Raw genomic sequence first — 12,191 nt, 5'->3', positions numbered from 1 at the left:
CTCCTACAATGTGGCGCAGCCTGGCGAGGGCCATTGGATAAACGGAACGATATGACGCGCGAATCCCATCCCACCGTGCTGCTGGTCGACGACCAGGCCGATGTGCGCGAGGCCTTGCGCCTGCTGCTGAAATCTGAGGGCATCGCCAGCGTCGGCGTGAACGACCCGGTCGCGGCATTGGATGCCGTGCGTCAGCGCGATTTCAGTTGCGCGCTGATCGACCTCAACTACACCCGCGACACCACCTCGGGCGAGGAGGGCCTGGCCTTGCTCGATCAGTTGCGCCAGCACGCGCCGGAGTTGCCGGTGGTGGTGATGACGGCGTGGGGGAACGTGCCGCTGGTGGTGGATGCGCTGCGCCGCGGTGCCGGCGATTTCATCGAGAAGCCGTGGGACAACACGCGCCTGCTCAGCATCGTGCGCACACAGATCGCGCTGGGCGAAGGCGCGCGTCGGCAGCGCCGGCTGGAGGCGGAGAACGCGTTGCTGCGCGGCGGCAACGAGGCCTTGATCGCCGAGTCGCCGGCGATGCGGCGGGTGATGGAGCTGGTGGCGCGGGTCGCACCCAGCGACGCCAACGTGCTGGTGCTGGGCGAGAACGGCACCGGCAAGGGCGTCATCGCGCAGCAGTTGCATGCGCAGTCGCGCCGGGCGGCGCGGGCGCTGGTCAAGGTCAATATGGGCGGCATCGCCGAGAACGTGTTCGAGTCCGAGATGTTCGGCCACGTGCGCGGCGCGTACACCGATGCGAAGAGCGAGCGCATCGGCCGCTTCGAGCTGGCCGATGGCGGCACCCTGTTTCTCGATGAAGTCGGCAACGTGCCGCCGTCGCAGCAGCCGAAGTTGCTGCGTGTGCTGGAAGACGGTGAGTTCGAACGGCTCGGCTCCTCGCGCACGCAGAGCGTGGACGTGCGGCTGGTCTCGGCCACCAATGCCGATCTTGCCGTCGAGGTGGAAGCGGGCCGTTTCCGCAAGGATCTGCTGTACCGCCTCAACACGCTGGAGATCCGCCTGCCGCCGCTGCGCGAGCGCCGTGACGACATCCTGCCGCTGGCGCGCCGCTTTCTCGAACGCAGCGCGGCGCGCTACGGCCGCCATGGCCTGCGGCTGGCGCCGTCGGCCGAACGCGCACTGCTGGCGTGGCTCTGGCCGGGCAACGTGCGCGAGTTGGGTCACCTGATGGAGCGCGCCGCGCTGCTGGCCGAGCACGACCTGGTCAGCGATTCCGCACTTGCGTTTGGGCCTGGCCCGGCGGCAACGGCATCCGCGCAGGACATCGACGACATGACCATCGATCAGGCCGAGGCGCATCTGGTGCGGCGTGCGCTGGAGCGCTACGACGGCAACCTGCAGCACGCCGCCGACGCGCTCGGCATCACACGGCAGACGTTGTATCGACGGCTGGAGAAACATTCACTGCGCGACCCTTCGTCCGACGATGCCGATTGATTCCTCCACGCCACCTGCGCGTCGGCATCGTGCCCGGATGCCGGTGTTCGAGCGGCGCGTGCTGCTCGGCGGCTGGCTGGTGGCGCTGCCGGCGCTGCTCGGCGTCGTGGTTTTTCTGCTGACCGGCATTCCCGACCGCATGCTGTGCTGGAGCCTGCTCGTTGCCATCGTGGTGACCACCGCCCTGATCGCACGCTGGCAGCACCGCCGCGTGGTGCATCCGCTGTACACCCTGGCCGGTTTGCTGGAAGCGCTTCGCGAGGGCGACTACAGCATGCGCGGGGTGCAGGGCGGGGTGCTTGGTGACGCGATCTACGACGTCAATGCGCTGGCCGACCGGCTGCAGAAGGAGCGCCTGCAATTCGAGGATTCCGCACGCTTGCTCGGCAAGACGCTGGCCGCGCTGGACAGCGCCGTGCTGGTGTTTGATCACGACACGCGGCTGCGTCTGCTCAATCCGGCGGCACAGCGTCTGTTCGCCGGTGACCGGAGCAGCTTGATCGGTCGACAGGCCTGCGAGCTTGCGCTCGATGTACTGCTGGCAGCACCGCGCGCGCGCGTCATCAGGCACACGTTCCCCGGCCGCAGCGGCCGCTTCGACATCCGCCACGCCCCGCTGCGCAATGAGGGCCGCAGCGGTCGATTGCTGGTGATCAACGACGTCGGCCGCGTGCTGCGCGAGGAAGAACGCCAGGCCTGGCAGCGCCTGCTGCGTGTGCTCGGCCATGAGGTCAACAACTCGCTGGCCTCGATCCATTCGCTGGCCAACACGCTGGCCACCGTGATCGCGCGCGAGCCGTTGGCCGAGGACTGGCGCGAGGATGCGCGCGGCGGCTTGCAGGTGATCGGCAACCGTGCCGAATCGTTGACGCGCTTCCTCGCCGGCTACAGCCGACTCGCCGCGTTGCCGGCGCCGCAGAAACGCGAACTCGACCTGGCCGTACTGGTGCCGGCGGTGGCGCGGCTGGAGCAACGTGTGGCCGTGCAAGTGGAGGCGGGCACACCGCTGCCCGTGCAGGCCGATCCCGACCAACTCGAGCAGGCGTTGATCAACTTGCTGCGCAACGCTGTCGAAGCGAGCCTGCCCGGTGATGGCCATGTGCGGATGCGCTGGCGCAGCGAAGGTGAGCGTGCATTGATCGAGATTCTTGACGACGGCCCCGGCCTGCCCAGCAGCGACAACCTGTTCGTGCCGTTCTTCACCACCAAGCCGGGTGGGTCAGGCATCGGCCTCGCCCTGGTGCGGCAGATCGCCGAAGCCCATGAGGGCGGCGTTAGCCTGCTTGCCCGTGATGGTATGCCCGGTGCCATCGCACAACTGTGGTTGCCGCTGGATCCAGCCTTGTAGAGTGCGCTTCTACAATCTGAGGCTCGCGCGTAGCGCGACAATCCGTTCGTCGCGCGGCAGTCGCTTCCAGCTGATCTCCAGCTTGAGCGCCTCGCTGCGGCTGGCGACCCACACCCAGCCCAGCAACCGCCGCGGCGGGTTGGAACGGGTGAAGCGGGCGCCCTTGCCGCTGAGATGCTTGGCGTAGCGTTGCTCCGGGTCGCGGGCGATGCCGGTGTAGACGCGGCCGTCGGCGCATTCGAGCAGGTAGACGGCCCAGGCGCCGGCGCCGTCGCTCATGCGTTCAGGCCCACTCGACCAGGCCCTCGGCCGCGCACACCTGCTTCCACGATGGGCGCGCCTTCAGGCGCGTGGCCAGCGCTGCCAGCTGCGGCCATTCGGTGGCGGGCTTGGGCATGTTGCGCGACCAGCGCATCAGCATCAGCGCGTACAGGTCGACCACGCTGAAGTGGTCGCCGAGCAGGTACGGACCGTGGGCGGCGAGGTGCGCATCGACCTTCGTCCAGCATTTCTCGATGCCGGCGCGGGCGGCCTGCTTGATCGTGTCGGCGCCTTCGGGCAGGTGGTCGCCGGGGTAGAACCACTGCCGGAACAGCGGCTGCAGGTTGTTGGCCAGGTACAGCATCCACTGCAGGTAGTCTGCGCGCTCGGCACTCCCCGCGGCCGGCGTCAGCACCGCCTCGGGATGGCGTTCGGCCAGCAGCATCGCCAGCGCCGCGGCCTCGCCATGCGGCACGCCGTCGACCACCAGGGTCGGCACCACGCCGTTCGGGTTGATCGCCAGGTACTCCGCGCTGCGCTGCTCGCCCTTCTCGATGTCGATGCGCTTGAGCGTGTGCGGCGCGCCGATTTCCAGCAAGGCCAGGTGCACCAGCAGGTTGGCCGAGCCGGGAGCGTAGTAGAGCGTGTACATGGGTGGTTGTCCGCGGGGATGATCCACGAATGATACGCCGGGGCGTTGCAGCAGGAGTGCGAGGAGCGGAGTGGGAAGTGAGAGAAGGCAGGAGTGCGCCTGCTTTGGCTCCCTCTCGCTTCCCACTCCCCTCCACTCGCTCCTCTTCTCAGCCGTCCAGCTCCGACCAGCGCGCATACGCCGCATCCAGCTCCGCCTGCAGCGCCACCAGCGCCTCGTTCGCCTTGACGATGGCGGCGCTGTCCTGCTGGAAGAACGCGGGTTCGTTCATCGCCGCGGTGCGTGCGACGATGTCGCCTTCGAGTTGCTCGATGCGTTTTGGCAGCTGTTCCAGTTCGTGCTGCTCCTTGAAGCTGCGCTTGCGCTTCGGCGCGGCCGCCGCGGCCGGTGCCGGTGACGGCGTGGCAGGCTTGCCGGCGGTGGCCGTGCTGCGTGAAGCCGGCCGCTGGCGCAGCCAGTCGCTGTAGCCGCCCACGTATTCGCCGATGCGGCCTTCGCCTTCCAGCACCAGGGTGCTGGAGACCACATTGTCGAGGAAGGCGCGGTCGTGCGAGACCAGCAGCAGGGTGCCCTGGTAGTCGGTCAGCAGTTCTTCCAGCAGCTCCAGCGTCTCGACGTCGAGGTCGTTGGTCGGTTCGTCCATCACCAGCAGGTTCGACGGCTGTGCGAACAGCTTGGCCAGCAGCAGGCGGTTGCGCTCGCCGCCGGACAGCCGGGTGATCGGCGCACGCGCGCGCTCGGGCGAGAACAGGAAATCCTGCAGGTAGCCGATGATGTGCTTGCGCTGGCCGTTGAGCTCGATGTACTCGCGGCCTTCGGCCACGTTGTCCAGTGCATTCAAGTTGTCGTTGAGCTGCAGCCGGTGCTGGTCGAAGTAGGCGACCTGGATGCCGGTGCCCAGCTCCGCGCTGCCGCGCTGCGGCTTGAGCTCGCCCAGCATGATCTTCAAGAGCGTGCTCTTGCCGGCGCCGTTCGGGCCGATGATGCCGATGCGGTCGCCGCGCATCACGGTGGTGGTGAGGTCGTCGATCAGCACGCGGCCGTCGTAGGCGTGGTGCACGTGCTTGAGCTCGATCACCTTCTTGCCCGAAGCCTGCGCGTTGGCCGCCGTCATCCTCACGTTGCCGCCCAGTTCGCGGCGTTGCGCGCGCTCGTTGCGCAGCGCCTTGAGCGCGCGCACGCGGCCTTCGTTGCGGGTGCGCCGGGCCTTGATGCCCTGGCGGATCCACACTTCCTCCTGCGCCAGCTTCTTGTCGAACAGCGCGTTGGCCTGCGCCTCGGCGTGCAGGCGTTCCTCGCGCCGGCGCAGGTAGTTGTCGTAGTCGCCGGGCCAGTCGGTCAGCGCGCCGCGGTCGATCTCGACGATGCGCGTGGCCAGCGCGCGCAGGAAGCTGCGGTCGTGGGTGACGAACACGATGCTGCCGGGGAACTGCTTGAGGAAGCTTTCCAGCCAACCGATCGCTTCGATGTCGAGGTGGTTGGTCGGCTCGTCCAACAGCAGCACATCCGGCTTGCGCACCAGCGCCTGGGCCAGCAGCACGCGCCGCTTCATGCCGCCGGACAGCGCGGCGAAGTCGGTCTCGCCGGGCAGTTCCAGCTGGGTCAGCACGTCGCTGACGCGGCGGTCCAGGTCCCAGCCGTGCTGCGCCTCGATCTGGTGCTGCACGTCGCCGAGCGCGTCGAAGTCGCCTTCATTGAGCAGATGGTGGTAGCGCGCCAGCAGGCGGCCGAGATCGCCCAGCCCCTCGGCGACCACGTCGAACACGCTGCCTTCGGTGCCGTGCGGCACTTCCTGCGCCATCCGCGCGATTACCACGCCGTTCTGCACCCGCACCTCGCCGTCGTCGGCGTGCAGCTCGCCGGCGATCAGCTTCATCAGGGTGGACTTGCCTTCGCCGTTGCGGCCGACGATGCACACGCGCTCGTTCGCCTCGATCGACAGATCGACGTGCTCGAGCAGGAGCGGGCCGCCGATGCTGAAGTCGACGCGTTGCAGCTGGATCAGGGACATCCGCGCATTGTAGCGGCAGCAACGCTGCGACCCGCGTTGCCGTCCAAAAAGAAACGGGCCGCGCGAGGCGGCCCGATTCCGGTGCAGCGTGCGATGCCTGCCTACTTCAGCTTCGCATCCTTGCGCAGCGCCTCGGCGCGGTCGGTCTTTTCCCACGAGAAGGTGGTGAAGGCCTTGCCGTTGGTGTCCTTGAGCGTCTGCGGGGTGCGGCCGAAGTGGCCGTAGCTGGCGGTCTGCTGGTACATCGGGTGGATCAGGTCGAGCATCTGCAGGATGCCGTACGGGCGCAGGTCGAAGTGCTTGCGGATCAGCTTTTCGATCTTCTCGTCGCTGATCTTGCCGGTGCCGAAGGTGGTCACCGAGATCGAAGTCGGGTGCGCCACGCCGATCGCGTAGCTGACCTGCACCTCGCAGCGGTCGGCGATGCCGGCGGCCACGATGTTCTTGGCCACGTAGCGCGCGGCGTAGGCGGCCGAACGGTCGACCTTGGACGGATCCTTGCCGGAGAACGCGCCGCCACCGTGACGGGCCCAGCCGCCGTAGGTGTCCACGATGATCTTGCGGCCGGTCAGGCCGCAGTCGCCCACCGGGCCGCCGATCTCGAACTTGCCGGTCGGGTTGATGTGGAACTTGGTGCCCTTGTGCAGCAGCTTGGCGGGCAGCACCGGCTTCAGGATGTGCTCGCGCACGGCCTCGATCAGATCCTTCTGCTTCACGCCCGGGTCGTGCTGGGTCGACAGCACTACGGCGTCGATCGCGGTGGCCACGCCGTGCTCGTAGCGCAGGGTAACCTGGCTCTTGGCGTCCGGGCGCAGCCACGGCAGCGGCGAATTCTTCCTCTTGCGCACCTTCGCCTGCTGCTCGACCAGGCGGTGCGAGTAGTAGATCGCCGCCGGCATCATGTCCTTCGTCTCGTTCGTCGCGTAGCCGAACATCAGGCCCTGGTCGCCGGCGCCCTGGTCTTCCGGGTTCTTGCGGTCCACGCCCTGGTTGATGTCCGGCGACTGCTTGCCGATCAGGTTGATCACGCCGCAGGTGGCGCCGTCGAAGCCGACGTTGCTGGAGTCGTAGCCGATGTCGACGATCACCTTGCGGGTGATCGCTTCGAGGTCGATCCACGCGCTGGTGGTGATTTCGCCGGCGACGATCGCCACGCCGGTCTTGACCATGGTTTCGCAGGCCACGCGGGCGCGCGGATCCTGCGCGATGATCGCGTCGAGCACGGCGTCGGAGATCTGGTCGGCGACCTTGTCCGGATGGCCTTCGGAGACCGATTCGGAGGTGAACAGGTAGTTGGACATCGCGGTTTATATCCTTTCGTTCGGATAGAAAGATAAAAGAAGTCGGGCATGATACATCGCTGCCTCCGGTTTTGCAGCCCGCGGCGATTCCGGGTCCTGCGGGGTTGGTTCCGGGTTCAGCCGTTTGGACGGCCGCAGGACCGTCCGCTCCGGCGGGAGCGGACGATCGCCGGCGACGCGCTATCCGGGAATGGCTTCCAGCTCGGCGCGCAGCTGCCGCGCACCGTCGACCATATGGCGCAGGGCCTGCTCCACTTCGGGCCAGCCGCGGGTCTTCAGGCCGCAGTCGGGGTTGATCCACAGCTGCCCGGGCTGCAGCACGTCGAGCGCCTTGTGCAGCAGGTCGAGGATTTCCTCCTGCCCGGGCACGCGCGGGGAGTGGATGTCGTAAACGCCGGGACCGATGCCGTTCGGGTAGCGGAAGCGGGCGAAGGCGTCGAGCAGTTCCATCCGCGAACGGCTGGTCTCGATCGAGATCACGTCGGCATCCATCGCCGCCACCGCCTCGATGATGTCGTTGAACTCCGAATAGCACATGTGGGTGTGGATCTGGGTCGCATCGCGCACGCCGCCGGCGGCGATGCGGAAGCACTCCACCGCCCACGCCAGGTAGCCGGGCCAGTCGGCGCGACGTAGCGGCAGGCCTTCGCGCAGGGCCGGCTCGTCGATCTGGATCAGCCCGATGCCGGCCGCTTCCAGATCGTGCACCTCGTCGCGCAAGGCCAGCGCGATCTGCCGGCAGACGGTTTCGCGCGGCAGGTCGTCACGCACGAACGACCACTGCAGCATCGTCACCGGGCCGGTCAGCATGCCCTTCATCGGCTTGTCGGTGAGCGACTGCGCATAGCGCGACCAGCGCACCGTCATCGGTGCGGGCCGGGCCACGTCGCCCCAGATCACCGGCGGCTTCACGCAGCGCGAACCGTAGCTCTGCACCCAGCCGAGCCGGGTGAACAGGTAGCCGTCCAGCTGTTCGCCGAAGTACTCGACCATGTCGTTGCGCTCGGGCTCGCCATGCACCAGCACGTCCAGCCCGAGGCGCTCCTGGAAGCGCACCACGCGTTCGATTTCCGCCCGAAGCCGCTGCTCGTAGGCCTCGTCGTCGAGCTTGCCGGCGCGATGCGCGGCGCGTGCCTTGCGCAGGTCGTCGGTCTGCGGAAACGAGCCGATCGTGGTGGTGGGCAGCGGTGGCAGGTCGAGGACTTCGGCCTGGGACGCCCGGCGCACCGCGTGGGCGGATCGGCGCAGGCAGGCCTGCGGGCCGAGCGCGTGCAGGCGGCCACGCACGCCGGCAACGACCACGCCGGGCGCATTCGCCTGCGCGTCCAGCAGCCCCTGTTGCGCGGCGAGCGCGGCATCGGCTTCGGGCTGGCCGGCGAGGGCATCGGCGTACACGCGCAGCTCCTCGATCTTTTGCCGCGCGAACGCCATCGACGCGCGTCGCTGCGGGTCGAGCCCGGTTTCCGCCTCAAGGTCGATCGGCACATGCAGCAGCGAGCACGATGGCGCCAGCCACAGGCGTTCGTCGCCGATCCGCGCCCGTGCCTTGCGCAGCAACGGCAGCACGCGTCCGGGATGGCTGCGCCAGATATTGCGGCCGTCGACCACCCCGGCGCTGAGGATGCGGTCGGCGGGCAGCGCATCCAGCACGGCATCGAGTTGCTCCGGTGCGCGCACCAGGTCGACGTGCAGGCCATCGGCCGGCAACGCGGCGGCCATGGCCAGGTTGTCGCCCAGTGCGCCGAAATAGCTGGCCAGCAGCAACCGCGGCGTGCGCGCTGCGGCGAGTGTCGCGTATGCATGACGGTACGCCGCGCGGTCGACGTCCTCCAGGTCGAGTACCAGGCAGGGCTCGTCCAGTTGCACCCAGTCGGCGCCGGCGTCGGCCAGTTGCCCGAGCAGGTCGGCGTAGGGTGGCAACAGGGCATCGAGCAGGGCGAGCCGGTCGCTGCCGTCCACCGTCTTGGAGAGCAGCAGGAACGACACCGGACCGAGCAGCACCGGCCGCGCATGCAGGCCGAGCGACCTTGCCTCGCGGAATTCCGCCAGCGGCTTGTCGCCGTTGAGTGCAAAGCGCTGACCGGCCTGCAGCTCCGGCACCAGGTAGTGGTAGTTGGTGTCGAACCACTTGGTCATCTCCAGCGCGTGCAGGTCGTGGCCGCCACGCTTGTGGCCGCGGGCCATCGCGAAGTAGCCGTCCAGCGCGTTTTCCGCAAACACCAGCCGGTAGCGCTCGGGGATGGCGTCGAACAGCACGGCGGTATCGAGTACGTGGTCGTACAGGCTGAAGTCGTTGCACGGCACGACATCGGCGCCGGCAGCGTGTGCCAGTTGCCAGTGGCTAAGGCGCAGGGTGCGGGCGGTGTCCTTTAGGGCCCGTGCGTCGGTGCCGCCGCGCCAGTGCGCTTCGAGTGCACGCTTGAGTTCGCGTTTCAGGCCGATGCGCGGAAAGCCGGAATGGGTAACGAGTGGCATGGATATTCCTCCTGCAGGATGGGCAAAGAGGAACGAAGGAGATGGCCGGCAGGATCGCCGGGCCGTTGACCTTCGCCCCCGCGGGCGAACCGGCGTTGCCGCGGGCAGGCGAAGCCGGCGCGAGGCCCGGAGGGCAGCGACGCGCAAGCTTCGGTGTTCCCCGCGGAAACGCCAGGCCGGACGGAAACGCATGTGCGCGCTTCCGGCTGAGGCAGGTATTCGGGCTCGTGGACGTCTTGCGCGGCCTGCTATCCGTCGCTTCCCGGATGCATCGCACCCAGTGCCTGTGACGGAGGTCGTTTCCACATACCGCTGCGGGGCAGCGCCGGATTCGCACCGGCTTCCCTTGAATTCATCTCTTTATACGCATAGAAAGATGAATACCATCAGCGAGTCGCAAGTTAGCCGTATGGACGTCCAAAGTCAAATGACGAGGATCGTCCGTGGGAGCGGCTTCGGCCGCGATGTTCTTTGCAGATCGTGGAGCTGCCGCGGCTGAAGTCGCTTCAGAAGGGCTGCGCGCTCCTGCAGGAAGGGCCGATCAGGCGGCCAGGCGCTCGCCGCTGGCCAGCGCGGCGAAGTAGTCGCGGGTCAGGCGCAACTGCTCGCCGGCGGTTTCGGCGCGGTTGACCACCTGGCGGAACGCGGCGTTCTCGGGGCGGTCCTTCGCGTACCAGCCCAGGTGTTTGCGCGCGATACGCACGCCGGCTTGCTCGCCGTAGAACGCGTACAGGTGTTCGAGGTGGCCGAGCAGGATCGCGGCGACCTCGGCCGGTTCCGGTTTGGGCAGCAGTTCGCCGGTGGCGAGGTAGTGGGCGATCTCGCGGAAGATCCATGGCCGGCCCTGCGCGCCGCGGCCGATCATCACCGCATCGGCGCCGGTGATCGCGAGCACGTGCTTCGCCTGCTGCGGGGTGCAGACGTCGCCGTTGGCCAGCACCGGGATGCGCACGGCGGCTTTTACCGCGGCGATGGTGGCGTACTCGGCCTCGCCTTCGTACTTGTCGGCGCGGGTGCGGCCGTGCACGGCCAGCGCGGCGATGCCGGCATCCTCGGCGATGCGCGCGATGTTCAGCGCATTCCTGTTGTCGCGGTTCCAGCCGGTGCGGATCTTCAGCGTCACTGGTACGTCGACGGCATCGACCACCGCCTTGACGATGCGCGCCACCAGCGGCTCGTCCTGCAGCAGGGCCGAACCGGACCACACGTTGCACACCTTCTTGGCCGGGCAACCCATGTTGATATCGATGAGCTGCGCGCCGTTGGCGACGTTGAAGCGTGCCGCCTCGGCCAGCATCGCCGGATCGTAGCCGGCGATCTGCACGCTGACCGGTTCGGGTTCGCCGGCGTGGTCCATCCGGCGCAGCGACTTGCGCGTCTGCCACAGGCTCGGGTCGGCGCTGGTCATCTCGGACACGGCCAGGCCCGCGCCGAGCCGCTTGCACAGCAGGCGGAACGGCTTGTCGGTGACGCCCGCCATCGGGGCGAGCACCAGCGGCGGGTCGATCAGGTAAGGGCCGATTTGCATCCGCCCATTGTAAGTGAATCGCGGAAACTGCCGTGCCGACGGCCTCCGGGATCGCTTATCGGCGGTGGCGCCGTCGGCGCGCGCGCCAGAACAGGAACTCGGTCACCAGGAAGAATGGCGGCAGCAGGCCGCACAGCAGTACCAGCAACTTTCCGGCCAGGCCGCCCACGCTGCCGGCGTGCAGCGGATAAACCGCGTTGCTGAGGCGCGCGCCGGTGCCTTCGGCGGTGGCGTCGACGGCGCCCAGCACCTGGGCCCGGTAGGGATCGAGCCACACCTGGCTGCGTCCGACCGGATGCCATTCGCCCGGCGCCCGTGCGCGAATCGTCACGCGGCCGTCGTTGGCCGCGGGCAGCGCGATGCGGCGCAGTTCGGCGCCCGGCAGCGCGTGTTGCGCGGCGTCGAGCACCGCCGCCCAGTCGATCGCCTGTGGGCGCGGCGCGATGCGGGCCGGCGTCGGCGTGGCCGGCGCATCCGCGAACAGCGCCTGCAGGACGTGTCGGGTGCCCGCGCCGTAGACCATCCAGGTGCCGGTCAAGGTCACCAGCAGCAGCAACGGCAGGCTGATCGCCCCGACGCTGCGGTGCCAGCTGACCCAGCGCCGCACCGGTGGCTGCGTGTGGATGCGCAGGCTGCCGCGCAGGTTCCGCCGGCCCGGCCACCACAGCCACACGCCGGAAAGCAGCAGCCCCAGCATGAGCCAGCCGAGCACGCCCAGCACGGCCTCGCCGGTTTTCCCGGCGAGCAGGTGGGTGTGCCAGTCGCGCAAGGTCAGCAGCAGGTCGCTGCCGGGTGCGCGCGTCAGCAGCAGGTCGCCGTTGGAGGGATCGAGATAGCGCCGTGAGCCGTCGGAAAAATACAGCTGCCACACCGGTAGCCCGGCGGTCGGCAGATCGGCGCCGCGCAGTCCCCTGGACGGCCATTCGTGCGCGATGCGCGTCAGCACGGCCGTGCGCGCCGCCGCGTCGGGCAACGCGTGTGCGGCCAACGGCGGATGCATCAGCCGCAGCAGCGGACCCTGCAGCACCAGCACGCTGCCGCTGAGCACGATCAGTGCGTAGACCAGCCCCACGCTGAGGCCAACCCACAGGTGCAGGCGCTTGAGCCAGTGCCGCACGGCGCCGGCATGGTGCGCGGATGCGTCGACCGTGGTCGCGGCGGGCACT

The 12,191-nt window shown here is 68.5% G+C and carries 9 protein-coding genes and 1 riboswitch; of the genes, 2 read left to right on the top strand and 7 right to left on the bottom strand.

The annotated features are described in order from the left end of the window. The first annotated feature begins 51 nt into the window (after positions 1-51). Together RHOOR87_RS0106275 and RHOOR87_RS0106270 are read left to right on the top strand one after the other, a co-directional pair. A complete protein-coding gene (locus RHOOR87_RS0106275) occupies positions 52-1,449 on the top strand; it encodes a sigma-54 dependent transcriptional regulator (RefSeq protein ID WP_027484541.1) in 1,398 nt (465 codons plus the stop codon). 37 nt (positions 1,450-1,486) lie between these two features. After that, positions 1,487-2,797 carry an ATP-binding protein gene (locus RHOOR87_RS0106270; RefSeq protein ID WP_027484540.1) on the top strand — a complete coding sequence of 437 codons (1,311 nt, stop codon included), beginning with the start codon at positions 1,487-1,489 and terminating at the stop codon, positions 2,795-2,797. Positions 2,798-2,806: 9 nt separating this feature from the next. On the opposite strand, the gene RHOOR87_RS0106265 is transcribed toward RHOOR87_RS0106270, so the two are convergent. From RHOOR87_RS0106265 to RHOOR87_RS0106235, 7 genes are all read right to left on the bottom strand, one after another. After that, positions 2,807-3,076, bottom strand: a complete 270-nt coding sequence (locus RHOOR87_RS0106265; RefSeq protein WP_027484539.1) for a GIY-YIG nuclease family protein — start codon at positions 3,074-3,076, stop codon at positions 2,807-2,809. Positions 3,077-3,080: 4 nt separating this feature from the next. Further along, the gene (locus RHOOR87_RS0106260; protein WP_027484538.1) at positions 3,081-3,710 is read right to left on the bottom strand and encodes a glutathione S-transferase family protein; all 630 of its coding nucleotides are present in this window, start codon (positions 3,708-3,710) and stop codon (positions 3,081-3,083) included. Between the two features lie 148 nt (positions 3,711-3,858). After that, positions 3,859-5,721: an ATP-binding cassette domain-containing protein gene (locus RHOOR87_RS0106255; protein ID WP_027484537.1), complete on the bottom strand. Its 1,863-nt coding sequence runs from the start codon at positions 5,719-5,721 to the stop codon at positions 3,859-3,861. Positions 5,722-5,822: 101 nt separating this feature from the next. After that, complete coding sequence (gene metK, locus RHOOR87_RS0106250; protein ID WP_027484536.1) at positions 5,823-7,022, bottom strand: methionine adenosyltransferase; 1,200 nt, start codon at positions 7,020-7,022, stop codon at positions 5,823-5,825. Between the two features lie 180 nt (positions 7,023-7,202). Beyond that, positions 7,203-9,497, bottom strand: a complete 2,295-nt coding sequence (gene metE, locus RHOOR87_RS0106245) for a 5-methyltetrahydropteroyltriglutamate--homocysteine S-methyltransferase (RefSeq protein ID WP_027484535.1) — start codon at positions 9,495-9,497, stop codon at positions 7,203-7,205. A gap of 192 nt (positions 9,498-9,689) precedes the next feature. Next, positions 9,690-9,900: riboswitch (cobalamin riboswitch) on the bottom strand. A gap of 138 nt (positions 9,901-10,038) precedes the next feature. Next, entirely contained in the window at positions 10,039-11,025 is a 987-nt protein-coding gene (gene dusB / locus RHOOR87_RS0106240; protein WP_027484534.1) for a tRNA dihydrouridine synthase DusB, read from the bottom strand. 55 nt (positions 11,026-11,080) lie between these two features. Further along, positions 11,081-12,190, bottom strand: coding sequence for a PepSY-associated TM helix domain-containing protein (locus tag RHOOR87_RS0106235; RefSeq protein ID WP_027484533.1), 1,110 nt, complete (start codon positions 12,188-12,190; stop codon positions 11,081-11,083). Between the last annotated feature and the right edge of the window lies 1 nt (position 12,191).

Source organism: Rhodanobacter sp. OR87 (assembly GCF_000473345.1).
GTDB classification, from domain to species: Bacteria; Pseudomonadota; Gammaproteobacteria; order Xanthomonadales; family Rhodanobacteraceae; genus Rhodanobacter; species Rhodanobacter denitrificans.
This window is presented reverse-complemented; position numbering and strand designations above follow the sequence as displayed.